This is a genomic window from Streptomyces hypolithicus (genome assembly GCF_052934925.1).
In genome coordinates this window covers 198,831-224,458 of sequence record NZ_CM128811.1, presented here as the reverse complement: position 1 = coordinate 224,458, position 25,628 = coordinate 198,831, and the positions used below count along the sequence as shown (strand labels likewise).

At 71.6% G+C, this 25,628-nt stretch carries 24 protein-coding genes, 1 tRNA gene and 1 pseudogene; 11 read left to right on the top strand and 15 right to left on the bottom strand.

Annotation, left to right across the window (positions count from 1 at the left end):
• Positions 1-8 precede the first annotated feature (8 nt).
• From ACU6WZ_RS01175 to ACU6WZ_RS01155, 5 genes are all read right to left on the bottom strand, one after another.
• On the bottom strand, positions 9-608 hold the full coding sequence (locus tag ACU6WZ_RS01175; protein ID WP_447031229.1) for a GTP-binding protein: 600 nt from the start codon (positions 606-608) through the stop codon (positions 9-11).
• A complete protein-coding gene (locus tag ACU6WZ_RS01170) occupies positions 589-963 on the bottom strand; it encodes a DUF742 domain-containing protein (RefSeq protein ID WP_447031228.1) in 375 nt (124 codons plus the stop codon). Before ACU6WZ_RS01170 ends, ACU6WZ_RS01175 begins: the two co-directional genes overlap by 20 nt.
• Entirely contained in the window at positions 960-1,367 is a 408-nt protein-coding gene (locus ACU6WZ_RS01165) for a roadblock/LC7 domain-containing protein (RefSeq protein WP_447031227.1), read from the bottom strand. Before ACU6WZ_RS01165 ends, ACU6WZ_RS01170 begins: the two co-directional genes overlap by 4 nt.
• Positions 1,364-2,974 carry a sensor histidine kinase gene (locus ACU6WZ_RS01160; RefSeq protein ID WP_447031226.1) on the bottom strand — a complete coding sequence of 537 codons (1,611 nt, stop codon included), beginning with the start codon at positions 2,972-2,974 and terminating at the stop codon, positions 1,364-1,366. The genes ACU6WZ_RS01165 and ACU6WZ_RS01160 overlap by 4 nt, the downstream gene beginning before the upstream one ends.
• A gap of 350 nt (positions 2,975-3,324) precedes the next feature.
• A complete protein-coding gene (locus tag ACU6WZ_RS01155) occupies positions 3,325-3,747 on the bottom strand; it encodes a DUF350 domain-containing protein (protein WP_447031225.1) in 423 nt (140 codons plus the stop codon).
• Between the two features lie 138 nt (positions 3,748-3,885).
• Here ACU6WZ_RS01155 and ACU6WZ_RS01150 point away from each other — a divergent pair, with 138 nt between their 5' ends.
• Complete coding sequence (locus ACU6WZ_RS01150) at positions 3,886-4,185, top strand: hypothetical protein (RefSeq protein ID WP_447031224.1); 300 nt, start codon at positions 3,886-3,888, stop codon at positions 4,183-4,185.
• A gap of 202 nt (positions 4,186-4,387) precedes the next feature.
• On the opposite strand, the gene ACU6WZ_RS01145 is transcribed toward ACU6WZ_RS01150, so the two are convergent.
• The 3 genes from ACU6WZ_RS01145 to ACU6WZ_RS01135 form a co-directional block, all read right to left on the bottom strand.
• Positions 4,388-5,983, bottom strand: coding sequence for an RNA polymerase sigma factor (locus ACU6WZ_RS01145; RefSeq protein ID WP_447031223.1), 1,596 nt, complete (start codon positions 5,981-5,983; stop codon positions 4,388-4,390).
• Between the two features lie 138 nt (positions 5,984-6,121).
• Positions 6,122-6,889: a precorrin-6A synthase (deacetylating) gene (gene cobF, locus ACU6WZ_RS01140; RefSeq protein ID WP_447031221.1), complete on the bottom strand. Its 768-nt coding sequence runs from the start codon at positions 6,887-6,889 to the stop codon at positions 6,122-6,124.
• Positions 6,886-7,395 carry a DUF309 domain-containing protein gene (locus tag ACU6WZ_RS01135; RefSeq protein WP_447034328.1) on the bottom strand — a complete coding sequence of 170 codons (510 nt, stop codon included), beginning with the start codon at positions 7,393-7,395 and terminating at the stop codon, positions 6,886-6,888. The genes cobF and ACU6WZ_RS01135 overlap by 4 nt, the downstream gene beginning before the upstream one ends.
• Positions 7,396-7,499: 104 nt before the next feature.
• Here ACU6WZ_RS01135 and ACU6WZ_RS01130 point away from each other — a divergent pair.
• Positions 7,500-7,576 (top strand) — tRNA-Pro (locus ACU6WZ_RS01130).
• A gap of 67 nt (positions 7,577-7,643) precedes the next feature.
• Here the strand turns inward: ACU6WZ_RS01130 and ACU6WZ_RS01125 are convergent.
• Positions 7,644-10,511 (bottom strand): helix-turn-helix transcriptional regulator, encoded by a 2,868-nt coding sequence (locus tag ACU6WZ_RS01125; RefSeq protein WP_447031220.1) that lies wholly within the window; start codon positions 10,509-10,511, stop codon positions 7,644-7,646.
• A 181-nt stretch (positions 10,512-10,692) separates the two neighbouring features.
• Positions 10,693-12,525 carry a S8 family serine peptidase gene (locus tag ACU6WZ_RS01120; protein WP_514132733.1) on the bottom strand — a complete coding sequence of 611 codons (1,833 nt, stop codon included), beginning with the start codon at positions 12,523-12,525 and terminating at the stop codon, positions 10,693-10,695.
• A gap of 352 nt (positions 12,526-12,877) precedes the next feature.
• Between ACU6WZ_RS01120 and ACU6WZ_RS01115 the strand changes: the two genes are divergently transcribed.
• From ACU6WZ_RS01115 to ACU6WZ_RS01105, 3 genes are all read left to right on the top strand, one after another.
• Positions 12,878-13,393 carry a DoxX family protein gene (locus tag ACU6WZ_RS01115; protein ID WP_447031218.1) on the top strand — a complete coding sequence of 172 codons (516 nt, stop codon included), beginning with the start codon at positions 12,878-12,880 and terminating at the stop codon, positions 13,391-13,393.
• Positions 13,394-13,601: 208 nt separating this feature from the next.
• Positions 13,602-13,868: a hypothetical protein gene (locus tag ACU6WZ_RS01110; protein WP_447031217.1), complete on the top strand. Its 267-nt coding sequence runs from the start codon at positions 13,602-13,604 to the stop codon at positions 13,866-13,868.
• 166 nt (positions 13,869-14,034) lie between these two features.
• On the top strand, positions 14,035-15,834 hold the full coding sequence (locus ACU6WZ_RS01105; RefSeq protein WP_447034324.1) for a thiamine pyrophosphate-requiring protein: 1,800 nt from the start codon (positions 14,035-14,037) through the stop codon (positions 15,832-15,834).
• Between the two features lie 92 nt (positions 15,835-15,926).
• Here the strand turns inward: ACU6WZ_RS01105 and ACU6WZ_RS01100 are convergent, their stop codons facing one another.
• Positions 15,927-16,463, bottom strand: coding sequence for a Dps family protein (locus tag ACU6WZ_RS01100; RefSeq protein WP_447034322.1), 537 nt, complete (start codon positions 16,461-16,463; stop codon positions 15,927-15,929).
• A 369-nt stretch (positions 16,464-16,832) separates the two neighbouring features.
• Between ACU6WZ_RS01100 and ACU6WZ_RS01095 the strand changes: the two are divergent.
• Positions 16,833-17,481: pseudogene (locus ACU6WZ_RS01095) on the top strand (aspartate/glutamate racemase family protein); the annotation flags it as partial.
• Between the two features lie 100 nt (positions 17,482-17,581).
• Entirely contained in the window at positions 17,582-17,785 is a 204-nt protein-coding gene (locus ACU6WZ_RS01090) for a hypothetical protein (protein ID WP_447034338.1), read from the top strand.
• A 9-nt stretch (positions 17,786-17,794) separates the two neighbouring features.
• Here ACU6WZ_RS01090 and gnd read toward each other — a convergent pair whose 3' ends face one another.
• Positions 17,795-19,237: an NADP-dependent phosphogluconate dehydrogenase gene (gnd, locus tag ACU6WZ_RS01085; protein WP_447031216.1), complete on the bottom strand. Its 1,443-nt coding sequence runs from the start codon at positions 19,235-19,237 to the stop codon at positions 17,795-17,797.
• 235 nt (positions 19,238-19,472) lie between these two features.
• On the opposite strand from gnd, the gene ACU6WZ_RS01080 reads away from it, so the two are divergent.
• A complete protein-coding gene (locus ACU6WZ_RS01080) occupies positions 19,473-20,744 on the top strand; it encodes a transglycosylase family protein (RefSeq protein WP_447031215.1) in 1,272 nt (423 codons plus the stop codon).
• Here the strand turns inward: ACU6WZ_RS01080 and ACU6WZ_RS01075 are convergent.
• The gene (locus ACU6WZ_RS01075; protein WP_447031214.1) at positions 20,714-21,673 is read right to left on the bottom strand and encodes a DMT family transporter; all 960 of its coding nucleotides are present in this window, start codon (positions 21,671-21,673) and stop codon (positions 20,714-20,716) included. The genes ACU6WZ_RS01080 and ACU6WZ_RS01075 overlap by 31 nt on opposite strands.
• A 165-nt stretch (positions 21,674-21,838) precedes the next feature.
• On the opposite strand from ACU6WZ_RS01075, the gene ACU6WZ_RS01070 reads away from it, so the two are divergent.
• Together ACU6WZ_RS01070 and ACU6WZ_RS01065 are read left to right on the top strand one after the other, a co-directional pair.
• Entirely contained in the window at positions 21,839-22,567 is a 729-nt protein-coding gene (locus tag ACU6WZ_RS01070; RefSeq protein WP_447031213.1) for a (2Fe-2S)-binding protein, read from the top strand.
• Positions 22,568-22,721: 154 nt separating this feature from the next.
• On the top strand, positions 22,722-24,212 hold the full coding sequence (locus ACU6WZ_RS01065) for an SDR family NAD(P)-dependent oxidoreductase (protein WP_447031212.1): 1,491 nt from the start codon (positions 22,722-22,724) through the stop codon (positions 24,210-24,212).
• A gap of 38 nt (positions 24,213-24,250) precedes the next feature.
• Here ACU6WZ_RS01065 and ACU6WZ_RS01060 read toward each other — a convergent pair whose 3' ends face one another.
• Entirely contained in the window at positions 24,251-24,814 is a 564-nt protein-coding gene (locus tag ACU6WZ_RS01060) for an inositol oxygenase family protein (protein WP_447031211.1), read from the bottom strand.
• Between the two features lie 314 nt (positions 24,815-25,128).
• Between ACU6WZ_RS01060 and ACU6WZ_RS01055 the strand changes: the two genes are divergently transcribed.
• A complete protein-coding gene (locus ACU6WZ_RS01055) occupies positions 25,129-25,311 on the top strand; it encodes a hypothetical protein (protein WP_447031210.1) in 183 nt (60 codons plus the stop codon).
• 54 nt (positions 25,312-25,365) lie between these two features.
• Here the strand turns inward: ACU6WZ_RS01055 and ACU6WZ_RS01050 are convergent, their stop codons facing one another.
• Positions 25,366-25,584 (bottom strand): hypothetical protein, encoded by a 219-nt coding sequence (locus ACU6WZ_RS01050; protein ID WP_447031209.1) that lies wholly within the window; start codon positions 25,582-25,584, stop codon positions 25,366-25,368.
• Positions 25,585-25,628 lie beyond the last annotated feature (44 nt).

Here is a 25,628-nt window from a genome sequence, read left to right as displayed (position 1 = left end):
CAGGGGGATCACAGGGACAAGGAGTGCAGATAGCGCATCAGCGTCATGAGGACATCGCGGCTGGATCCGCGCCCGCGCGCGTCGCAGGCCACTATCGGCACTTCGGGGGGCAGGTCGAGGGCGGTCCGCAGCGCCTCGACGGGGTGCTGGGGTGCGTCGGAGAAGGTGTTGACGGCTACGACGAACGGCACGCCCCGCTCCTCCAGGCGCCCGATGACGTCGAAACTCACTTGGAGGCGTCGGGTGTCGATGAGGACCACCGCGCCCAGAGCGCCCTCGAAAAGGCCGTTCCACAGGAACCAGAAGCGCTCCTGGCCCGGTGTGCCGAACAGATAGAGGACCAGTTCGTCGCTGAGGCTGATCCGGCCGAAGTCCATGGCCACCGTGGTGGCGGTCTTGCCCTCCAGGTGGTCGTCGACTCCGACGCCCGCCTGGGTCATGGTCTCCTCGGTGGTCAGCGGGCGGATCTCGCTCACCGAGCCCACCATCGTCGTCTTGCCGACGCCGAACCCGCCAACGATCACGACCTTCACCGCGGACGTGGCCGTGGCGGGCAGGACGTCCTCGCTGCGCGGGCCGGTGATCGTGTCAGAGCTTCTGAAGTCCATGCATCACCGCTTCGAGGAGGGACCGGTCAGGCAGGGTGGCGCGGACGACGGGTGCCCGCGACTCGACCAGTTCGGTGGTGAGGAGCTCGGTCAACAACGCCGTCACGACACTGAACGGCAGGCTGAGGTACGCGGAGATCTCCGCCACCGACAGCGGCGCCCGGCACAGCCGCAGGATGGCGGCCTGCTCGGGCTGGACCGTGGGGGTCGGCTCGGTGCGGGAGATGACCATGGTGACCAGGTCGAGCGGGGCGCGGTCTGCGCCGTCCGGGCCGCCGGTGAGCACGTACAGCCGTTCCGGGTCCCCCGTGCCGCGTTGCCGCGGCCCGCGCCGTTCCCGTTGGGGCGGACTCATACGATGTGCCCCTCATGGCGTGGCGGGCTCGTCAGATGCGCTCCGATCCGGATGACCATGTCCCGCATCCGGGCACCCACCAGGCCCGCGTCCACCGTCTCGTCGGCGAGCACCGCGAGGTACGCCCCGGTACCCGCCGCCATCAAGTAGAAATAGCCGCCGGTGACTTCGATGACGACCAGCTGCATCTTGCCGTCGCTGTCCGGGATTTCGGCGGCGACGGCCGAGGCGAGGCTCTGGAGACCGGCACAGGCCGCCGCGAGACGGTCGGCGGCGTCCGGGTCGCCGCCGTACCGGGCGATGCGCAGTCCGTCCGCGGACAGCACCACGATCTGCTGGACCTGCGGAACTCCGTCCGCGAGTTCCTTGAGCATCCAGTCCAAGTTCGTCCGTTGCTGGATCACTTGAGATCTCCCTTGTCCAACGCATCGTCAGGTTCGTCGTCGGCCGACGGGTCCGCCGGAGTGCCGCTGACCGCTTTGGTGAACGCCTCGAGCCAGATCCCCGGCTCCTTGGCCGCGCCGTTGCCGTTGCCGTGACCGCCGGTCGCCACGGGTGGCTCTTCGGGGGGCAGCGCGTAGGTGCCGAGCGGGGCCCGGCCCCGGCTGCGGCGCTGCGGCAGGCCCTCGGGCGTCCACTCGGTGACCTCGGGTACGTCGTCGTCCTGAGCGGGCACGCGGGGGGCGGGCGGGGCGGCCGTGTGGCCCCTGGGGGCGGCGGGCGCGGCCGGCGCGGGCACCGTCCGTCGCGGCTCCGCGGCCGGGCGCGGCTTGCGCCGGGGGACGCGGGCCTCTTCCTGCTCGGAGAGGCCGGAGGGGCCCCGGTGGGGGACGGCGGTGGCGCCGATGCCGTGGGCGATGCCCGGGGCAGGCCCGGTGGTGATCACGGCGCGCGGCACGATGAGTACGGCGCGTACGCCGCCGTACGCCGACTGACGCAGGGAGACCTGGAGGTCGTACATCTGCGAGAGGCGGCCCACCACCGCCATGCCGAGGCGCGGGGTCTCGCCGAGGTCGTTGAGGTCGATGCCGGCCTGGGCCTGGGCCAGCATGCGCTCGGCCCTGCCGCGGGCCTCCTCGCTGAGGCTGACGCCGCCGTCCTCGATCTCGATGGCGATGCCGGTCTGCACCTCGACAGCGGTGACATGGACCCGGGTCTGCGGGGGCGAGTAACGGGTCGCGTTGTCCAGCAGCTCCGCGCAGGCGTGGATGAGCGGTTCGACGGCCGTACCGATGACGGCGACCTTGGCGATGGAGTGCAGATCGACGCGCTGGTACTCCAGGATCCGGGACATGGCGCCGCGCAGCACGCTGAACAGCGGTACGGGCTTGGGCCATTGACGCCCGGGGCGGCCACCGCCGAGCACCGCGATGGAGTCGGCGAGCCGTCCGATCAGCGCGGTTCCGTGGTCGATGCGCAGGAGGTCGTCGAAGACCTCGGGGTTGCGTCCGTGGTCCTCCTCCATCATCCGCAGCTCACTGGCCTGCTGGTGGACGATGGCCTGCACCCGGCGGGCGATGTTGACGAAGGCGCGCTGCGCGGCCTCGCGCATCGCCTCCTCGTTGTCCACGATCTCCAGCACGGAGTTCAGCAGATCGCGCTGCGGCCCGGGGAGATCGCGGTACGCCGGGTCCCCGTCCACCACGGCCCGGATCACCTCGGCTGGCGATTCGCCGCGTCGCAGCCGGTGGATGGCGGTCGGCAGTAGCTCCTTGCTCAGCCGCAGGGTCTCCTGGTCGTGGCCCGCGAGGCGTCGTTCGAGGAGGGCGAGCCGCTGCCCGTACTCCGCGCGCTGGGCCCTCAGGGCCCGGCCGCGGCGCGCGGACTCGGCGGCGAACGCCGTCACCACAACCGTGGCCAGGGCGCCGAACCACGCCACTGGTATCCGTGCGGCGTCCGGTACGACGACCGCGGCGAGCGCGGTGGCCGTGGCCATCAGGAGCACGGGTGGCACGAGCGCGCGGACGACGGGGGCTTGTCTGTGGGTCGGAGGCGATTCAACGCGAACCATGTAAACCTTCTGGCGGTCGATGCGGGATGTTCTCGAACTCTCACGACACTTGGGAACAAGTGCCTGATTTCATGTCAACTCGGCGCGCTTCGAGCGAGCTTAGCCAGATGGGATCGGCGCTATGGCATATTTACGCAACCCTCCGCACGGGCGGTGCCGGTGGGTTTAGAATCGCCAATTTTGCACACTGGGCTCATAGTTGTGCGCGAGGAGTAACCGAACGGGTGACGGCTGGGCCCTGTGTGCGTACGCGAAAGGCCGCCCCCGCAGTTGCGGGGGCGGCCTTCGGGACGCGGGTGTCGCGGAGAGAGCGGTCGGGCGATAGGCCGGCCGATAGGTCGGGCGACAGGTCAGGCGATCGACGCCGAAATGATCGCGGCCACCGCGATGTTGCAGGACGCGGTCACCCAGACCGCCGGATGCGGCTCGGGCTCCACCAGAGTCTCGCCCAGCTTCCCTGGCGTCACCAGGTCGACCACGAGGAATGCGACGGCCATCATGACGAGCCCGAGCACACCGAAGACGGCGGTCGACACCAGGCCCTTGCCGAAGTCGTTGTACGTCGTCCAGATCGACGTGAACACGATCCCGCCGATGCCCAGCAGCGCCGAGCTGAGCAGAACCGCGGCGTTGCGGTTGCGCTCCTGCCATATCTGCCGACCGAGCTTGCCCGGAGTCAGGGCGTCCACCAGGAAAATGCCCAGGGTCAGCAGCACCACGCCCAGAGCGCCGTAGGCGGCGGAGCGGCCAAGTCCGTTGACGATGTCTTCCATTGGGGTTTTCAGTCTCCGCGGGTGAAGTGGATCGTGGGCAAGGAGAGGCGAAATCTATCGCACCGCTGCCGCGGTGACGCCGGACGGGTCGTGGGCCGCCGGAGCGCACTCTCGGACGAGCGATTACGATCCGCACTCATGAGCGCTTGCGACCAGGAACAGTCCATGGGCGGCACCGGAACCGGCCTCACGCCACGTCAGGCCAGGCGGATGCGGGTCGCCGGGGCGTCGGTCCTGATGCTGGCGGTGGCCGTGGTGCTGGCGGTGCGGCTGGCGAGCCGGTCGTCGGTGCTGGTCGTCGGGGTGTACGGGCTGGCGCTCATCCTGTGCGGCGTCGTCATCGAGCTCAGCCGGCGCGGACGCACCCGGCTGGGCACCTGGCTGCTGATGGCCGGCCTCGCGGCGGCGGTGGCGTCGGACGCGTTCGTCATTCCCTGACCCCGAAAAGCGGGGCGCCCCGAAAAGCGGGGCGCCCCGAAAAGCGGGGCGCCCCGAAAAGCGGGGCGCCCCGAAAAGCGGGGCGCCCCGAAAAGCGGGGCGCCCCGAAAAGCGGGGCGCCCCGAAAAGCGCGGCGCCCCGAAAGGCGCGGCGCCCCGGCGGGTGAAGAACCCGCCGGGGCGCCCCCAATTGCCGGTCGGTCTTAGTCGAGGTAGTCGCGCAGGACCTGCGAGCGCGACGGGTGGCGCAGTTTCGACATCGTCTTCGACTCGATCTGGCGGATGCGCTCACGCGTCACGCCGTAGACCTTGCCGATCTCGTCCAGCGTCTTCGGCTGACCGTCCGCAAGGCCGAAGCGCATGGAGACGACGCCCGCCTCCCGCTCGGAGAGGGTGTCGAGCACCGAGTGCAGCTGCTCCTGCAGGAACGTGAAGGAGACCGCGTCGGCCGGCACGACCGCCTCGGAGTCCTCGATGAGGTCACCGAACTCGCTGTCACCCTCCTCACCCAGCGGGGTGTGCAGCGAGATCGGCTCGCGGCCGTACTTCTGGACCTCGACGACCTTCTCCGGGGTCATGTCGAGTTCCTTGGCCAGCTCCTCCGGGGTGGGCTCGCGGCCCAGGTCCTGGAGCATCTGGCGCTGCACGCGGGCCAGCTTGTTGATGACCTCGACCATGTGCACGGGGATACGGATGGTGCGGGCCTGGTCGGCCATCGCGCGGGTGATCGCCTGCCTGATCCACCAGGTGGCGTACGTCGAGAACTTGAAGCCCTTGGTGTAGTCGAACTTCTCGACCGCGCGGATCAGACCGACGTTGCCCTCCTGGATCAGGTCCAGGAAGAGCATGCCGCGGCCCGTGTAGCGCTTGGCCAGCGAGACCACCAGACGCAGGTTCGCTTCGAGCAGGTGGTTCTTCGCGCGGCGGCCGTCCGCGACCAGGATCTCCAGCTCGCGGCGGAAGACGGCGTCCTGCTCGTCCTCCTCCTCCAGTTTGTGCTCGGAGAAGAGACCCGCCTCGATGCGCTTGGCGAGCTCGACCTCCTGCTCGGCGTTGAGCAGCGGCACCTTGCCGATCAGCTTCAGGTAGTCCTTGACCGGGTCGGCGGTGGCGCCGGCGACCATGACCTGCTGCGCGGGAGCGTCGTCCTCGTCCTCGTCGGACAGGACGTAGCCGTCACCCTGCTGCGGCTGCTTCGCGGGCTTGTCGTCGGCCTCGTCGCCGGCGCCCTGGTCCTCGGCCCACGCGTCGGGCTGCGGCTCCTCGGGGGCCGCGGCGCTCTTTTTGGCTGCCGCCTTCTTCGCGGTCGTCTTCTTCGCGGCGCGCTTCGCGGGGGCCGCCGCAGCGGCCGGTGCCTCTTCGGCGTCGTCGGCGCCGGGTACCGATATTGACGCGGGGGCCGCCTGCGAAGCCGCCGATGCGGTCTTCTTGACGGTCTTCTTCACTGCGGCCTTCTTGGCCGGGCGCTTCTCCTCGTCCCGTGCGGCGACGGTCTTGCGGGCACGCTTGACGGGAGCCTTGGCGGCCGCCTTGGGGGCGGTCACCATGAGCGTCACGCCCTCCTCGTCGAGGACCTGGTTGAGGCTGCGCAGCACCCGCTTCAGCTGGTCCGCGGGAATGCTGTCCGCCTCGAAGGCGTGGCGTACGTCGTCGCCGTTGATGTGACCCTGCTCCTTGCCGCGCTCGATCAGAGCGACCAGGGAAGGGGATTCCGCAATCTCCTGTGGAAACGGGCGGGACGGACTGACCGACACGAGGAGCCTCTCGTAGCAAAAAATGATGGCGAGGCGAGGTCGCATGACGTATGGGCAGCGCGACGACACCTGTGAGTTCATCGCACGCTCGCGCCATTTCGTTACGCCTTGAATCGAGTGACCTGAACCACTTTCCCGAAACGGCCCGGTCCGGGGCCACCTCAGGGCCACCTCCGGGCCGCCTCACTCCCGGCGCAGCAGGTACGTATCCATGATCCAGCCCTTGCGGGCGCGGGCCTCGGCGCGCAGACGCAGGATGCGCTCCGAAACCTCCGAGAGCCGTCCCGAGACGAGGATCTCGTCGGCCGTTCCGACGTAGGCGCCCCAGTAGATGTACGGATCCTCGGCGGCGTACCGCTGGAAGACCTGGTGCGCGTCGAGCATCACCACCACGTCGTCCGTGCCCTCGGGCCAGCCCTCGGCAAGCCGCCGGCCCGTCGTGATCTGTACGGGCTTCGCCACCCGGTTCAGCCCGGTGCGGTGGCGCGCGACGAGCGCCGAGACGCTGCTGACGCCTGGCACCACCTCGTGGTCGAAGGTCACCGCGCCGCGCTTCAGGATCTCCTCCAGGATGCCGAGCGTGCTGTCGTACAGCGCCGGGTCGCCCCACACCAGGAACGCGCCGGTCCGGCCTTCGCCCAGCTCGTCGGTGATCATCCGCTCGAAGATGTCGGCCCGGCGGCTGCGCCAGTCGCCGACCGCGGGGGAGTAGTCGGCGCCGCCGGCCCTCCGGTCGCGGTCCGGATCGCGGCCCTCCACCAGGCGGTACTCCCGGCCCTGCGCGATGTGGCGGTCCAGGATCTCGTGCCGCAGCCGGATCAGGTCGGACTTCTCCTCGCCCTTGTCGAGCAGGAAGAAGACGTCCACCGCGTTGAGTGCCTTGACGGCCTGGATCGTCAGGTGGTCCGGGTCGCCCGCACCGATGCCTATGACGTAGATCTTCTTTCTCACGACGCCGAGTCTGCCCCATCGGCCAGGCGCGGAGCGGCCTCCGCGGCCACCACCGGCTCCGCCTCCCGCTCGACGTGGTCCGCCAGCGCTTCGGCCCAGGCGGTGAGTTCGGTGAGAGTCAGTCCGTACGGCCGTGCGCCGCCGTACCGCGCGATGCCCGCCGCCCCCCGTCGCAGCAGAGTGGCGCCGCCGTTCGTGTTGCCGCGTGCGGCGTGGGTGAGGCCCACGGCCAACTGGGCGAGCCCGCGCCACAGGCCGCGTTCTGCCTCGGGACCCGACTTCCAGGCGTCCTCGAAGACCTCGTGCGCGTGGAAGGGCAGGCCGGCGTCGAGCAGCCGCTGTGCCTCGCGGACGGTTTCCTCACCCGTACGGACCACCCCCTCGGGCGCTCTGGCGACGCCCTCGGCCCCGTACGGCAGCGGCCTGCCGAGCCCGTCGCGCGGCCGCGCGTTGCGGGCCCGCCCCTCCGGGTCGCGGTCCCTCCTGTCCTGCCTGCGCTGTTCCATGTCGTCGTCCACACGCCCATTGTCGGGGGAGGGGACCGGCCGTGGAGTGCGGTATTGTTCTGGTGCGCGCTCGGCCGGGGAAAGCCCAGGTCGCAGGCGGGCATCGGGACGTGGCGCAGCTTGGTAGCGCACTTGACTGGGGGTCAAGGGGTCGCAGGTTCAAATCCTGTCGTCCCGACCAGCGTTTACGCGGTCGGAGGCCGTATCGGAGCAATCCGGTACGGCCTTTTCGGTTCTGCGGGACCCGGTCAGCCCGCCGCCGGATGCTCCGACCCGGCCCCCGACGGCCGGTGGCCCGCCCAGGCGTTGAGCGCCGTCGCCAGCTGGGCGCGTGAACGCACGTCCAGCTTCTGGTATATGCGGGTCAGGCGGGCCTCGACCGTCTTCACACTCAGGTACATTTTCGCCGCCGCCTCCTGATTGCTGGCCCCCTGGCCGACCATGAGCGCGAGCCGCAGCTCGGCGTCCGTCAGCGACGACAGGGCGTCCCCGCCGGCCGGCGCCGGTTCGGCCGTACGTGAGGGGGTCTCGGTGGTCAAGGCCAGCCACGGGAGCGCCCCGGCCCGCTCGAAGACCGCCGCGGCGGCAGTGAGCGCGCTCTGCGCGGCCGAACGTCTGCGGCGGCGGCGCTCCACCCGGGCCAGGGCGATCAGCGCCCGGCCGCCCTCCAGCGGCAGACCTGCCGCCGCGAAGCCCTCGGCCGCCCGCGCCAGCAGGGTCACCGCGTCGTCCGGACGTCCGCTCGCCGCCAGATACAGCGCGTACGCCCGGTCGCAGCCCAGCAGCACCGTCGCATGGCCCAGCCGCTCGGCCACCGGGCGCACTTCGGCGAGCAGCGCCGCCGCCTCCTGGGGGGCGTCGCCCGCCAGCAGCGCCTCGGCCAGCTCCTCGTGCCAGCGCAGCATGGACGGATCGACGGTCCCCTGCGACCGTTCGTCGGCCTGCACCCGGCGCAGGGTCTCCAGGGCGCTCGCCACGTCCCCGTTGATCAACTGGACCCGGCCGAGGGCGTAGCGGCTGCGGGAGAGGAAGACGTGGTCGCCTTCCTCCTCGGATGCCCGGACGCTGCGCCGGGCATAACTCGCCGCGCGGGCGAAACTGCCGCCCGCCGTCTCGGCGAGCGCCAGCGCGTACCAGGCCGGCCCCGGCGACAGCCCGGCCTCCAGGGTGAGAGCGAGCGAGCGGCCCGCGTGGGCGAGCGCGGCCGCACACTGACCCTGCCGGGCCTCCGTCTCGGCGAGCGTACGGAACAGTTCGATGGCGTCCTCCACCGGACCGCGGCTCTCGACCAGCGGCAGCAGGGCGTTCAGCCGGTCACCGGCGTCGCTGAGCCGGTCGTCGAACATGGCGTGCCGGATGGTCATGATCTGGGCGGCGTTGCGGATGCCGGGCGGACGCTCGGCCACCTCCAGGGCCAGCGCCTCGGCGAGCACCCGCTCCGCGTGCGGGGAGCCCAGCGCGCGGTCCATGCGCGCCTGGACGGTCAGCGCCTTGGCCGCCGTGAGCCGGTCGCCCACCGAGGCGGCGAGCGCGGCGGACTCGACGGCGGCGGCCCGCGAGCGTACGGGGTCCCCGTCGGCCAGGACGTGCTTGACCGCGAGCCTGAGCAGGACGGCTGCCCGCAGCGCCGTGTCGCCATCGGAGTCCTCCATGGCGTGGACGTAGACCTCGTCGAGACCGCTCAGCCCCTGCCCCGCCGTGTCCAGTACGGCGAGCCGGGCGCGCACCCGGTCGGCCGGGGCCGCGTCCCTGGCCAGCAGGTCGGTGGCCGCGCGCATCGCCAGGTCGGCGCGTGCGGCCCGGGCGGCCTCCTCGGCGGCATCGACGAGCCGGGCGATCCGCCGGTTTCCGTCCCGGCCGGGGGTGGACTCGGCGGCCAGCAGGGCCAGTTCGGCCGCCAGCGGGCTGTTGCCGCGCCGCCGCGCGCCTTCGGCTGCCGCCGCGACCTCGGCGGCCAGGCCCTCGTCGGGGACGTCCGTGGCCAGCGCCCGATGGCGTACCTCCTCGACCGGGTCGTCCACCACCTTCGCGAGCGCGGCGTGCCCCGCGCTGCGCTCGGCCCAGCAGGCGTCGTGCACCAGCGTCGACGGCAGCACACCGGCCGTGAACCGGACTGTGCCGTCCTCCGCGAGCCAGACCAGATTCACCCGCTCGGCTGCGGCGAGGTCGGCCTCGGCCGTGGGCCGGCCCGCGCGGCGTATCAGCGAGGCCGTCGGACGCAGCGCCAGCGCGGCCAGCAGGAGAGTGGGGCGCACGTCGGGGGGCGCGGCGCCGAGCAGCTGCCGCGCGAGGTCGCGGGCCCGCCCGGACAGGGTCAGCGCCTCGGCGTGGTGCACGGGCGTCCGCGCGTCGGCCAGCGACCGGCCCACGGCGAGCGCGAGGCGGGGGTTGCCGCCGCTGGCCCGGTGGATGCGGCCGGCCATCCGCGACGGCAGCCGGTGGTGGATGAGGAGTTCGGCGATCTCGTCGGCCTGCAGGGGCGGCACGAACAGGATGTCGGCCTCGGACGGTGTCCACAGCGGCTCGGGACCGGTGGTGTCCGGCCGGGGGGTGTCGACGGCGATCACCCGCACGGCGGCGGGGGCGAGGTGCAGCGCGAACCGCAGCAGATCGGCACTGTCGGCGTCGACCCGGTGCACCCCGTCGACGACCAGCAGGACGGGGCCGCGTTCGGCGAGGGTACGCAGGATCCGGGTCAGGGCGAGCCGCAGGGCTATGGGGTCCCAGCCGGCCTCCGGCACGGGAGCCTCCCGGCACAGCATGGCCACCGCGGTCCGCTGCGGCCCCGGCAGTCCGTCCAGGACGTCGTACGTCCCCGGGCCGCCCGACGCACTGTGCGTCCCCGGCGCAGGCCAGGCCACGCAGGCAGAGACGGACGCGACGAGTGCGGCGGCGGCCGCACCCGGTATGTCCGGGTCGGTGGGCAGGGTGGCGAGCCACAGCACCCGCTCGCCCCGGGACTCGGCGCGAGCCGCCGTGGCCAGGGCGAGTTCCGTCTTGCCGACGCCCGCGGGCCCGGTGAGCAGGGCGCGCCCGCGGGTGTGCAGGACCCGTTCGAGGCGCGCGAGGATCTCGGCCCGCCCGACCGGCGCGGGGCGCTGTGCCGACGATGTCATCTGCCCACCACCACCCTCCGGCGTGCGCGAGCCCTCTGCCCGTGCGAGCAGAGAATACGAAGTCGACCGCCGCCGTCCAGCTCTCGCGTCCGGCATACGGACACGAGCACCGCAGGGCGTGCCCGCGAAACCTGCTGCGGACACGCCCCCTGAGCTGCGGTGAAGCGGTTTCTCAGCTGTCTCAGAAGGTGAGACTCCAGCTGTCGATGTAGCCGGTGTCACCCGAGGCCACATCGCGTACCTGGAGCTTCCAGGTGCCATTGGCGACCTCGCTCGACGCGTCGACCGTGTACGTCGCGAGCACGTTGTCGGCGCTGTCGGAGGACGATGAGGCCTTCAGACCCCGCACGGTCCCGTCCGGGGCGATCAGGTCGACGGCCAGGTCGCCGCGCCAGGTGTGCTTGATGTCCACGTCGACCTTGAGGGCGGCGGGGGCGTTTCCGGTGCGGTCGGTGACGGCGATGGAGGACGAGACGGTCGCGTTGTCATTGATCGTCACGTTCGCGGCGTTCGAGAACGTCGAACCGCCGCCGGTGGAGCCGGTGACGGCGTTCATGGTCTTCGTCGCGTCGGCGATGCCCGCACCGCACCCGCCGGTGCACGTGCCGGGCAGCGGCCGGGCGTTGTTCTTGACCGCGGACTCGATCTCGGCCGGGGTCAGCGAACTCTTGGCGGACTTCAGCAGGGCGGCGAGCCCGGCGATGTGCGGTGCGGCCATTGAAGTGCCCTGGTAGGGCTTGTAGTTCTCCGACGACTGGATGGTGGCACCGGAGTTCAGCGTCGAGAGGATGCCGTTCTCGGGGGTGGTGATGGTGCCGGGGGTGTCGGTGGCGCGGCGGGTCTCGCCACCGGGCGCGGAGACATCGATGCTGGTGCCGTAGTTCGAGTAGAACGAACGGTTGCCCTCACGGCTGGTCGACGCCACGTTGATGACACCGGAGCAGTTGGCGGGCGTGAAGCCGGACGCGTTGGCGTTGCTGTTGCCGGCCGCGACGACGACGGTGGTGCCGCGCGAGACGGCGCCGTTGACGGCGTTCTGGTAGACGCTGGGGCAGGTGGAACTGGCGCCGCCGAGGCTCAGGTTGATGACCTTGGCCGGGGTCGGGTTCGCGGGGACGCCCGGGACCGTACCGCCGGACGCCCAGGTGATGGCGTCGGCGATGTCGGAGGAGGAGCCGCCGCACTTGCCCAGCACGCGCACAGGCTGGATCTTCGCGCTGTACGCGATGCCCGCGACGCCCGTGCTGTTGCCGGTGGTGGCGCCGATCGTGCCGGCCACGTGCGTGCCGTGCCACGACGAGTTGCTCGCCTTGGAACCCGCGCCGCACTCGCCGTCGGTGGCGTTCCAGTCGCCCTCGTCCTTGGCGTCGCTGTCGCGGCCGTTGCCGTCGCGGGCGTCCGCGGACGCGGAGATGAAGTCGTACCCGGAGACCACGTTGGCCGCGAGGTCCGTGTGGGCGGCGTAACCGGTGTCGATGACGGCGACAGTGACGCCGGTTCCGGTGGCCTTGTCCCAGGAGCCGGGGACGTTCATGCCGCCGGTCGCCTCGAACAGGTCCCACTGCTTGGCGTACTCGGTGTCGTTCGGGGCCGCCGCCATCGCGTAGGCACGGATGTCGGGTTCGGCGTACGCGACCGAGGAGTCCGCGCGGAAAGCGTCCAGGACCTCGGTCAGGTCCTTCTTGGACGCCTCACCGCCCAGGTCGACCAGGGCGGCGCCGCCGGCCAGACGTCGGTCGAACGACAGGCTCTCGCCCGTCGCCCTGCCCTTGGCAGCGGCGTCGGCCTTGACCGCGGTGTTGGAACCGGCCTCGGCCGTTTTGGACTTGTACGTGACGATGACCTTCTCCACCGGGGCGGACGGCAGTGAGGTCATGGACTGGGAAGCCGGGGCGGGCTTCGGGGAGGGGTCCGCCGGGGCGGCGGCGAGCGCCACGGAGGAGGTGGCGACGACACCGGCGAGGGTGGCGCTCGCGGCAACGACGGATATGAGTCTCCGCCTGGAACCGTTCAAGGTGTTCCCTTTCAACTGACGACGTGCAGTGGAGCGGGGCGGCGGCGCGGGAACCGCGGTTCGGCGTGGGGGCCGCAGTCCGCCGTTCCTGGGCCGGGTGAGCCCGTGCGCCGCCGCCGGCGCTACGACCCCTGGTCAAGGGCCGCCTCCGGCGCACCATCCAGCATTTACATGCACCTGATAGGTAGAGATCAGGGGACGGGATGCGCCGGTGCGGCAGACAGTAGGGAACGGCGAGATGAACCCGATACGGGGAAAACCCTTGTCACCCCCGCGCCGACCCCGGGGCTCCGGATGCGGGCGGAGAAGTTCGTGCCGAAAGTGGTGACCTGACCAGCCCCTTTCGGACCGCATGGCATGTACCAACCGGCGTGACCTCGGCCTGCTCGGCCTGCGACTTGGTGCCGGCGCGGTCCTGATGGCGCACGGCTCGCAGAAGCTGTTCGGCTGGTTCGGCGGGGGTGGTCTGGAGGGGACCGCGCCCGTGATGGAGCAGATGGGGTTCAGGCCGGGGAGGCAGAGCGCCCTCGCGTCCGGTCTTGGCGAGGCCGGCGGCGGCGCGCTGCTGGCCCTGGGCCTCGCCACGCCGGTCGCCGGTGCGGCGGCTGCCGGAGTGATGGCGGGGGCCGTCTCCGTCCACGCGCCGGCCGGGTTCTTCGCCCAGGAAGGTGGTTTCGAGTACCCCGGATTCCTCGGCTTCACCGCCGCCGCGATCGCCGTCATGGGACCGGGCCGCTACTCCCTCGACCACGCCACGAGCCACCGCTTCAACCAGCCCTGGACGCTGGCCCTGGCCTTCGCGGCCACCGTGCTCGCGGCGGCCGCGGTCGTGGACAAGCGTCGCAGGGGGCTGTCCGACGACGCGTGAAGCGGCGAACACGGGTGCCTGACCGCCGCCGGCGTGGTTCGCCTGCGCCACGGTGCGGCGCGGGTGGCGGGTCCGGCGAACCGGTGTTCTGCTGGAGTGACGGGCCGGTTCCACTGGTGCGGCAGCGCCTTGAGGGGCGCCGATGATGCCGTACGGGCGACGCCCTTACCCGCTTCCCCCGTTCTTCTGTCTGCTGTCGGGAGCTGTGATGATCGTTAAGAAGTTGCACGAGACCGGCGTGACGAGTGAGCACGCCTACGCCGCGGGCTTCGCGTCCATCGGTCTGTCCGTGGCCTCATGGGTGGTGTCGATCAAGGCTGAGGCCCGTGGTCTCGAACGGGCGGACCGCTGGGGCATCTTCGTCGGAGAGTGGGCGCCCACGTTCTTCGCCCTGGGCCTCGCCCTGGCCCGCTACGAGACGCCCGTGTCCGACGCGACCGCGCAGGCCGACGCCGCCGAGTCGACGTTCCCGTAGACGTGGCGCGCAGAGCTCGGGTCCCCGGTCTCGTCGGCCGGGGGCCCGTTGCTGCGCCGACGCCGGGTGGCCCGATTTGCCTGTTTCGCCCATAGCTCCTGACGCCCAGTCGAGACCCGGGCAGGCGCTGACGTTTTCTCTGAGGAACGGAGTACCGATGGCCGGCATGAAGGTGTCCGACTACATCCTCCAGCGGTTGCGCGAGTGGGATGTGGAACACGTCTTCGCCTACGCGGGGGACGGGATCAACGGGCTGCTCGCCGCCTGGGGACGTGCCGACAACAAGCCGAAGTTCGTGCAGTCGCGGCACGAGGAGATGTCCGCGTTCCAGGCCGTCGGTTACGCCAAGTTCTCCGGCAGGGTCGGGGTGTGCGCCGCAACCTCGGGTCCCGGTGCGATCCATCTGCTGAACGGGCTCTACGACGCGAAGCTGGACCACGTTCCCGTGGTCGCGCTGGTGGGCCAGACCAACCGGAGCGCCATGGGCGGCTCGTACCAGCAGGAAGTGGACCTGCAGAACCTGTACAAGGACGTGGCCTCGGACTTCTGCGAGACGGCGATGGTCCCCGAGCAGCTGCCGAACCTCATCGACCGGGCCATGCGTACCGCGTACGCCAAGCGCACCGTCACCGCGGTCATCCTCCCCGCCGACGTGCAGGACCTGGACTACAGCCCGCCGACGCACGCGTTCAAGATGGTCCCCTCCAGCCTGGGCCTGGGCACGTACGCTCCGGTGCCCGCCGACGAGGACCTCGAGCGGGCCGCGCAGATCCTCAACGCCGGGGAGAAGGTGGCCGTACTCATCGGCCAGGGGGCGCGCGGAGCGCGGGCGGAAGTCGAACGGCTGGCGGACGTGCTGGGCGCGGGCGTGGCCAAGGCGCTACTCGGCAAGGACGTACTGCCGGACGATCTGCCGTACGTGACCGGCTCGATCGGGCTACTGGGCACCCGCCCGTCGTACGAGCTGATGCAGGACTGCGACACCCTGCTGATGATCGGATCCAGCTTCCCCTACACGCAGTTCATGCCGGGCCTCGACCAGGCACGCGCGGTGCAGATCGACATCGACCCGCACATGATCGGGCTGCGCTATCCGTTCGAGGTCAACCTCGTCGGTGATTCCCGCGAGACGTTGCAGCGGCTGCTGCCGCGCCTGCACCGCAAGGAGAGCCGCGCCTGGCGGGAGAAGATCGAGAAGGACGTCGTCCGTTGGTGGGAGGTCATGCAGCGGCGGGCCGCCGTGGACGCCGATCCGATCAACCCGGAGTACGTGGTCCACGCGCTGGACGCCTTGCTGCCCGAGAACGCCGTCATCACCGCCGACTCAGGGTCGGCCGCGAACTGGTACGCCCGCCATCTGCGGTTGCGGGGCCGGATGCGGGGCTCCCTGTCGGGGACTCTGGCGACGATGGGCCCTGGCGTTCCGTACGCGATCGGTGCGAAGTTCGCCCACCCGGACCGCCCGGCGATCGCTCTGGTCGGGGACGGGGCCATGCAGATGAACGGCATGATGGAGATGGTCACGGCGGCGAAGTACTGGCGCGAGTGGTCCGACCCGCGCCTGATCGTGGCCGTGCTGAACAACGGGGACCTCAACCAGGTCACCTGGGAGATGCGTGCCATGTCGGGTGCCCCCCAGTTCGAGGAGTCGCAGCACCTCCCCGATCTGCCGTACGCCGACATCGCCGAACGCATCGGGCTGGCGGGTGTGCGTGTCGAGAAGCCCAAGCACGTCGTGGCGGCGTGGAAGCAGGCCCTGGCGGCCGACCGCCCGTTCGTGATCGACTTCCGGACCGACCCGGCGGTGCCGCCGATCCCGCCGCATGCGTCGCTGGACCAGATCGGGGCCGCCGCAGCGGCCGTACTCAAGGGCGACAGCGACAGCGCGTCCATGGTCAAGCAGGGGCTGAAGGCGAAGGTACAGGAGTTCCTGCCCGGCGGCCGGCACCGCGGCGACCAGAAGTGACGGGGGCGTGAGCGCCCCGCTGGGCAGCCTGTCCCGGCCCCCCGCCAAAGGGGCCGGAACAGGCGTGACAGGCACGCGTGGCTGCCGGAGGCTCAGGGCTGGTTGCGTGCCTGTTTGGCCGCCTGTCCGGCGGCGGCCGTCTCGGTGGTGGCGCCGGCCGTGCTGAGTTTGCCGCCGCTGGATTCGAGGTGGGCGCGGACGAACCACTGGAACAGTTCCAGGCCGCGCAGCTGCTCGATGAGCATGTCCTGGGTGACGGGGTCCAGTTTCTCAGTGGCCTCCATCCCCGCGCGGTGGTCCTTGACGATCTCGGTATAGACGAGGTCGAGCGCCCCGAGGTGTTCGATGGCTTCGGCCCGGCCGATCGAATAGTCGTTCCACGTACGTTCGGAGACCACGGCGCCCGGTGTGCCGTGCGGTTCACCGCCGAGCGTGGAGATGCGCTCCGCGAGGTCGTCGGTCATGGCACGGACCTGATCCACCTGGGGGTCGATCATTTCGTGCACGGCGATGAAATGCGGGCCCACGACGTTCCAGTGAATGTGCTTGAGGGTGAGGGCGAGATCATTGAGCGAGTGCAGCCGCATCTGCAGCAGTTCGATGACCTCCCCGCTCTTCTCCGGGCTCATGCCCGGCACCGTGTAGGAGAGCTTCTGACGCTTTGGTGACACTGGGTGCTCCTTCAGCGTTGGCTTACGGCCTGGTGCGCGATAGGGGACGGGCCCGCGACGCCGGCTACAGCACCTCGCCGCGTTGGCGAAACGCCCTCATAGCTCCGCTATGAGGACGCTCCGCCGCCTTGCGATGCACCGCATCCGACGCCGCGGGCTGATCCGCCCCCTATCGCGCACCAGGCCGTTATGACCTCATCAGAAAATCAGCCTGGCGAGGTTTCCACCTTTCGGCCCCGCAGAGGGGGCCGGTCTTTCACCAGTCTGGACGCAGGGGTGTGCTGTGCGCGGCCGGCTGCACGTCGCCGCCGGTCTAACCTGCCCCGGATGCTCGCTCTGCTGCACACCTCGCCGGTCCATGTGCCCGTCTTCGACGCCCTGCGAGACCGGGAACACCCCGGCCTGCGCCTGCGCCATCTGGTGTACGAGGAACTGCTGGCCCGCGCCCGCTCCGGCGGGCCCGGCGCGGCGGACTCCGCGATCGGCGCCGTGCTGGAGGCCGCCGTCCGCGAGGGCGGCGCCACCGCGGTGCTCTGCACCTGCTCCACGATCGGCGCCGCGGCCGAGGCGCACTCCGCACGGCTCGGTGTGCCCGTACTGCGGGTCGACCGTCCGATGGCCGCCGCTGCGGTCACCGCCGCCCCGGAGCGCGACACGGCCCGTATCGCGGTGGTCGCGGCGCTGGGCAGCACCCTCGGGCCCACCTGCGAGCTGATCAGCGAGGAGGCGGACGCGGCCGGTCGGCGGGTGCGGGTGCGTACCGTGTTGGCCGAAGGTGCCTGGCAGCGGATCGAGGACGGGGACCGGGACGGGTACCTGGACCTGGTCGCCCGCGCCGTCGACGCGGTCACCGGCGGACGCCGTCGTGCTGGCCCAGGCCTCCATGGCGGACGCGGCGGCCCGAACCCGCATCGGTACCGGCGTGCTGTCCAGCCCGGCGCCGGGCCTGCGAGCGGCGGCTGCCGCCGTCCGGGGCGTGCCGGGCGGTCCGCAGGTGTGGTCCCGGAAGGCGGGGGCAGCAGCACGGGGAGAAAGTGGGTCTTGCAATTCGTCGCACGACAGGCAGGAGACCAGCCGTGACCCATCCCACGCCCGACCCCGTACCGCCGTCGCCGACCCCCGGCCCGCCCGGCCCCGGCCCCGAGCCGGGCCCGCTGCCGGGGCCCGCGCCCGGCCCCGTACCGGTGCCGCCCATGCCGACGCCCGATCCGATCCCGAAGCCGCCGGGGCCCGACCCCGTACCCGAACCGGAGCCGGCCCCGGGACCTGCCGGGGCTTGACCGGCGGTATCAGCCGGCGCTCACCTCCGACCGGTCACCGCCCCAGAGGGTGTGGAACGCGCCCTCGCGGTCGGTGCGCCGGTAGGTGTGCGCCCCGAAGAAGTCCCGCTGCCCCTGGGTGAGCGCGGCGGGCAGGCGTTCCGCGCGCAGCGCGTCGTAGTACGCGAGCGCCGCAGAGAAGCCCGGCGTCGGAACCCCCTGGACCGCGCCGGCGGCGACGACCGCGCGCCAGTCGTCCTGCGCCGCACCGATCTCCTCGGTGAAGCCCTTGTCGGAGAGCAGGCTCACCAGGCCGGGATCGGCGTCGTAGGCGGCCCTGATCCGGTCCAGGAACGCCGCCCGGATGATGCAGCCCGCCCGCCAGAGCGCCGCCACGGCGCCGAGGTCGATCTCCCAGTCGTACGTCTCGCTGCCCGCCCGGATCTGGTGGAAGCCCTGGGTGTACGACACGAGCTTCGACGCGTACAGCGCCTGCTCGACCTGGTCGGCGAAGGCGGCCGCAGCGGCCTCGCCCAGCGGCGTGGCTGTCGGCCCCGGCAGCGCGCGCGACGCCTGCCGCAGGTCGCGGTGGCCGGACACCGAGCGGGCGAACACGGCCTCGGCGATGCCGGACACCGGCACCCCCAGGTCGAGCGCGATCTGCACGGTCCAGCGGCCCGTGCCCTTCTGCTCGGCCTCGTCGGCGACGACGTCGACGAACGGCTTCCCGGTGGCGTCGTCGAGGTGGGCCAGTACCTCCGCCGTGATCTCGATCAGATACGAGTCGAGCCGCCCGGTGTTCCAGGAGCGGAACGTCTCGGAGATCTTCTCCGGGCTGTAGCCCGCCACCGCGCGCAGCAGGTGATACGCCTCGGCGATCAGCTGCATATCGGCGTACTCGATGCCGTTGTGGACCATCTTGACGAAGTGGCCGGCGCCGTCCGCCCCGATGTGGGCGACGCAGGGGGTGCCGTCCTTCGCCTTCGCGGCGATCTTCTCCAGGATGGGGCCGAGGGATTCGTACGACTCGGCTGAGCCGCCCGGCATGATGCTCGGGCCGTGCAGCGCGCCCTCCTCGCCGCCCGAGATGCCCGTACCCACGAAGTGGACGCCGTGTTCGCGCATCTCCTTCTCGCGACGCCGGGTGTCCTCGAAGTGGGCGTTGCCGCCGTCGATGATCACGTCACCCGGTTCCAGGAGCGTCGCGAACTCCCGGATGACCGCGTCGGTCGGCTCACCCGCCTTCACCATCACGACCAGGCGGCGCGGGCGTTCCAGCGCGGCCACGAAGTCCTGGGCCGACTCGGTCGCCACGAACGTTCCCTCGTCGCCGAATTCGTCGACCAGCGCGTGCGTCTTGGCGGCCGTGCGATTGTGCAGCGCGACCGTGTAGCCGTTGCGCGCGAAGTTGCGGGCGAGATTGCTGCCCATTACCGCGAGTCCCGTTACACCGATCTGGGCGTTGCCACTCATGCGTGAGCTCCTGGGGTGTCCGATTCTTCGTCCGCAGGGATACGTCCCGACGGACCGTGCCGTTCATTGCTGCTGCTGTTCATGGCCGTGCACTGATCTTCAAGGCGTCAATATGCCACCAGCAAGCGAGAGTTAGCCGAACTGGCTCTTGTCACGGCGTGTGCGGGGGCCGTACTTTTGCCGATTGCGAGCGTTGTGTGCGACGCGTCAGCGGATATCTGGGGGGAACTGAGCCATGGCCGCATCCGGGAGACACCGCCGGTACCAGCCGAGCCGCATCAACCGTGCATCGCTGACGGTGACGGCGGGCAGTGCCGGGATAGCCCTCCCCCTGGTGGCGGCGGGGCCGGCCGAGGCGGCCTCCGTGGACGTCTGGGAGAAGGTCGCGGCCTGCGAGGCGACCGGCGACTGGAAGATCAACACGGGTAACGGCTACTACGGCGGGCTCCAGTTCAAGCAGTCCACCTGGCAGGCGTACGGCGGCGCCGCCTACGCCCCGCGCGCCGACCTCGCCACCAGGGACCAGCAGATCTCCGTCGCGGAGAAGGTGCTCGAGGGACAGGGCCCCACAGCGTGGCCGTTGTGCTCGGTACGGGCCGGCCTGGTCCGGGGCGGCGACGCAGCGGACATCGGGGCCGGGCCCAAGAGCGGGGCGCCGGCCCCGAAGACCCAGGCGCGGACGCAGACGGAACGCACCGCGAAGGTCCCGGCTCCCCGCGCGCCCACCGACTCCCGTACCTCGGATCCCGGCAAGGGGGCGACGTACACCGTCTCCCGCGGTGACTCGCTCTCCACCATCGCCGACACCGAGAACGTAAGGGGCGGCTGGCAGCGCCTGTACGCCGCGAACCGCGCCGTCGTCGGCCCGGACCCGGACCTGATCCATCCCGGCCAGCACCTCTCACTGCGCGGCGGGCAGCAGACCGCGCCCAGGCCCGAGACCAAGCCCTCGGCGGACAAGAAGAAGCCGTCGCCGGGCAGGGCGGCCGGCAAGGTGGCTGACAAGACGCCGGACAAGGCGGCCACCAAGCGCAAGGACGTCGAGCGCGCCTCCGACACCAAGCTGTCGCCGCCGTCGCCCCCGAGGAAGACCGGCTCGTCGTCGGCCCTCACCGCACCCGTCGAGACCGGCCCCAGCACCCCCTATCGCGCCGCCGGTTCGTCCTGGGCCAGGGGCTACCACACCGGTGTCGACTTCCCCGTGCCCACCGGCACTGCCGTGAAGGCCGTCGCCCCCGGCCGGGTCGTCTCGGCGGGCTGGGGCGGGGCGTACGGCTACCAGGTCGTGCTTCGGCACGACGACGGCAAGTACAGCCAGTACGCGCACCTGTCGGCCCTCACCGTGCGCGACGGCCAGAAGGTGGGCGCCGGGCAGCGCATCGGACGCTCCGGCTCCACCGGCAACAGCACCGGGCCGCACCTGCACTTCGAGGTACGTATGGGCCCCGGCTACGGCTCGGACATCGACCCCCTGGCCTACCTCAGGGCGGGCGGCGCCGCCGTCTGAGCCCTGGGGCCTGCCCGGCCCTGATCCGCCGGACAGGCCCTGGAGGGTGCCGGCTTCGGCGTCCGCTCCGGGCCGGGGGGCCGCTGCCGCTCCTGCTCCGCGCGGGTGTCGGGGCGCTCCCTGGCCAGCAGGATCAGCCCGGCCGCCGCGACGGCCCCGCAGCACAGGGCGAGGGCTGCGCCGGTCGCCCCGTACCGGAACCGCTCCCCGAAGAGCGTGATGCCGACGGCGGCCGCGACCACCGGATTGACCACGGTGACCGTGGCCAGCGGGGCGGCCAGCCCGGCGCCCCGGTAGGAGGCCTGGGACAGCAGCATGCCCACGGCCGCCAGCCCGACGACGGCCGCCACACCCAGCCACTGCGGGGCCGGGCCCGACGCCGGCCAGTCGGCGGCCACGGTCTTCGTGAACACCGACCCGATACCGAACGCGACACCCGCCGCCACCGCCAGCACCACGCTCCGTGCGCGCTCACTGTCCATCCGCTGCGCCACCAGGAACAGCGCCGCCACCGCGCCCGCCGTCGCCGGCCCCACCAGCAGCTGCTCGCCGCCGTCCAGCGCCTGTGCTTCGGCGCTCCCCGTCAACGACAGCAGCCCGGCGAGACCCGCGGTGGCCAAGAGCGCGCCGCGCCAGGCGGCGGCGCCCGCCCCACTGCGAACGAAGACGGCTGCCAGCGGCAGCGCGAAGACGATCGTCAGCGCGCCCAGCGGCTGGACCAGACTCAGCGGCCCGTAAGCCAGGGCCCCCACATGCAGCAGCGCGCCCACACCGTTGAGCGCCACGGCCGCCCACCAGGCGCCGTGGCGCAGCGGGGCGAAGGGAGCGTTCGGGATCGTGGACGCGACGCGCTCCTGCACGATGGCCCCGGCCGCGTACGCGACGGCGGAGACCAGCGCCAGCAGCACGGACAGCGCGAGGGCACTCATATGAGCCACGATGTCGTGCGGGCGGCTTGGTGTCGTCGTCCTTCAGCAGGCATTTCCATGTACTGCCCTCGTAGTATGGGAGTACGCCGCAGTCCTCCTCCCGGGTGGAATACGGCTGCCCGGGGCGGGAAGGCAGTGCACGGCGGGTGGGGGAGTGGTAGGGACGTGGATCTGGCAGAAGTGGCGTCCATCGGTGGATTCTTCGCGCTGCGCACCCGCGCGCCGGACACCGGCTCGCACATCCCGCTGGCGCGGGTCTACGCGGGAGACATCGGCGGCGCGCACGCGCTTGCCTCCCGTGTCGACACGGTGCAAGCCCGGCTGCGCGCCCCCGAGCGCAGGATCGCCGCGTCCATCGCGCACCTGGGCCTCGCGGCCCGGCTGTGGTCGCCGGCACTGGGGGCGGCGGCGCTGTACGGCGAGTTCCCCGACCTCGCGCCGGACGAGCTGCGCTGGGACGGTGCCCTGACATCGCCCGACGACCTGTGGCTGGCTGCCGCCCCGCGCGCCCTGCCCGCCACGGCCGAGAGCATCCGCGAAGTGGTGCAGCACGGACACCTCGAACCGCTCGCGGGGGCGCTGCGCAGGGACGGCCGTATCTCGCCCGAGCTGCTGCGAGGCAACACAGGCTCGGCCCTGGCCGGGGCCGCCCGTGAGATCCATACGTGGGCGCACCGGCAGGGGCGCCCGGAGGTGGGGGAGCGGGCCCTGGGCCTGGCCGCCGAGCTCTTCGGCCACGCCGGCCTGAGCAGCACCGGAACCCTGGCCGCAGGCGCCGCCTTCCGTCGCCGCAGCTGCTGCCTCTACTACCGCTGCCCCGCCGGTGGCCTGTGCGGCGACTGTGTCTTCGACCGCCCGCCCCGGCCCCCTGTCGCGCATCCCGCTGCGGACTGACCACACACCCCGCGCGCGCTGCCGGGCGATGTTCATCACAACCGGGCCCCCGGCAGCGTCCGCCATTTGGCTCTGAGCGTCCCGCCTACGTAAAGTTCGGATTTTGGTACCGCACCACCCGAACGACACGAGCGACACGAGGACAGCAGCGGCGATGACGGTGACAGAGGAGAGTCCGGCGTACAGCGACCTTCCGGACGGCCAGGACAGCCAGGTGTTCGGCCCCGGCATCGACCCGGACCGCATGGCTGTGTGCCTGAGCGTGCTCGACGAGCTCGACAAGCTGGATGTCGACCACCCCGACGCCGTGGCGGTACGCCGCGCCACCGCCGGCATCTACCGGACCGTCAAGCAGCGCCGCCGCCAGGAGCGCCGCGCCGCGAAGACCGCCCACGACCGGGCCGTCACCCACGCCACCGCCACCGGCTCCGCCGAACGCATCGACGACGAGACCCAAGGCGTCCTGCCGTCCTCCACAGCCGCCGCCGAGATCGCGGGCATCCTCCAGCGGCCCCGGTCCTGCTACATCTGCAAGACCCGCTACGTCGAGGTCGACGCGTTCTACCACCAGCTGTGCCAGAAGTGCGCCGCCGAGAACCGCGCCCGCCGTGACGCCCGCACCGACCTCACCGGCAAGCGTGCCCTGCTCACCGGCGGCCGCGCCAAGATCGGCATGTACATCGCGCTGCGGCTGCTGCGGGACGGCGCGCACACGACGATCACCACGCGCTTCCCCAGTGACGCGATCCGCCGGTTCAAGGCCATGCCGGACAGCGACGACTGGATCCACCGCCTCAAGATCGTCGGCATTGACCTGCGCGACCCCGCCCAGGTCGTCGCGCTCGCCGACTCGGTCGCGGCCGAGGGCCCGCTCGACATCCTCATCAACAACGCCGCGCAGACCGTACGCCGCTCTCCGCGCGCGTACAGCGAGCTGATCGGCGCCGAGTCCGCGCCGCTGCCCGCAGGTGAGCTGCCCGCCTCCGAGGTCATCGGCGCTTTCGGCTCCGGAGCCCAGCTCTCCTTGCCCACCGCCCGCCCCGAGGGCCTGACCGCCCAGCAGGTCACTGATCTGGCGCTGGTGACGGGGTCCGCCTCGCTCGCCCGTATCGAGGCGGGTACGGCGATCGACGCAGGCGGGCTCGTACCCGACCTGGACGACACCAACAGCTGGATCCAGACAGTTTCCGAGGTCGACCCGGTCGAACTGCTCGAAGTGCAGCTGTGCAACTCGACGGCGCCGTTCATCCTGATCAGCCGCTTGCGCCCGGCGATGGCCGCCGCGACGGGCCACCGCAAGTACGTCGTGAACGTCTCCGCGATGGAGGGCGTCTTCAGCCGTGGTTACAAGGGCGCGGGGCACCCGCACACCAACATGGCCAAGGCCGCGCTGAACATGCTCACCCGCACCAGCGCCCAAGAGATGCTGGAGGCCGACGGCATCCTGATGACCGCCGTCGACACCGGCTGGATCACCGACGAGCGCCCGCACCCCGACAAGATGCGGCTCGCCGAGGAGGGGTTCCACGCCCCGCTCGACCTGGTCGACGGCGCCGCCCGGGTCTACGACCCGATCGTGCGCGGCGAGGACGGCGAAGACGTCTTCGGGGTGTTCCTGAAGGACTACGCACCGGCCAACTGGTAGGCCACCACGTGGCGCCCGGTCCGGTGGCCGTCAGCTCGTCAAGCGCGCTGTGAGCCACCGGACTTGTGTGCGGCCGCAACGCCTTTCAGCACCGGCCGCCAGTCCTCCATCACCCCGGCGTCCAGGCCGACGACCTTGCCGGCGTCGTCCGCCTGGCGCAGGCTGAGGACAGCGTCCGCCAGCGGATCGCGGGCGAACTCCGCAGCCTCCGCGGGGGTCATCGCCCCGCCCTGACGTTCCAGGGTCAGTTCGCTCTGCGCCGACAGCGGCCGCCCCGGCTCCGCCGTCGCCAGATAGCGCTTCGCCGCAACATGCAGCTGTACGAGCCGGGCGACCCGCCCGCCCAGCAGCGGGCGCACCACGTCGGCGGCCAGGTCCGCGTGGCCGGCGTCGTCGCCAGGCCGCAGCAGATGCCCCAGGTCATGGACGAGGCCGGCCACTTGCAGCTCCTTGTCGCTGGGGTGCGAGCGGCGCAGCAGATGCGCCGTCTGGAGCGCGTGGTCGTGCAGGTCGACCCGATCGCCGCTGCGGTCGGGGGCGTCCCAGGCGCCCCGACAGGCGTGCAGCACGGACATCACTTCCTCGACGCTGCGCAGCTCCATCGCGTTCCTCCTCCGAAGCGCTGAGCCGGTGAGGTGCTCCCTGGTTTTCGAGCAGATCACAGGGCGCCACCCTGCCGCTGAACGCGGCGCGAAGGGCAGCAGGCCGAAAGGCGACGGAATCCATCGAGCGCGAGCCCGCTCATATGGGTACTCTGTTGGGCACGGACAGCCCCACCAAGGCCTCTCCAGAGTGACTAACCGGCGCCACCGCGACCGAACTGCCCCAACTTTCCGGACCCGTCGGGTGTCCGGTCGCTGCCGGCCCAGGCCACGGCGACTCGTCCGACGGGTTGCGCGACACAGAGGAGTGCGCGGTGACGCCAGAGATGACGAAGCAGGACAAGCGGTCCCAAGAAGGCGGTGAACGGGCCCAGGCCCGCCGCCGCAGGCCCGACGAGCTGGGCAGCCTCGAAGTGTGGTCCCGCTCGGCCCCCATCAGGCTGGCCGGATACGAGGACGACCTGGCCGAGCCGCACATCCTCCCCGGTATCGACTGAGCACCACACCGTCCCCCTGCCCGGCCGAACCGCCGGGCAGGGGGACGGCGTGCGTCAGGGCGCGGCGGCGACGTACGCCAGCACCTCGTCGGCCAGCTCACGCGTGCGCCGCTCACCGGCCAGCAGGACCGTGCCGACCGGCAGGCTGCCGACGGCGGCCACACACTCCGCGATCCGTGCCTTGCCCCACCGCCTGGCAGCCTCATCGCGCTCCGGGTCGCCCGGTGCGACCGTGCGGGCGTCAAGGCGGCGTGCGAGTTCGTCCGGGGACACCTTCAGGACAATGCCGGGAAGCTTGGCTTGATCATCTCGTGTGC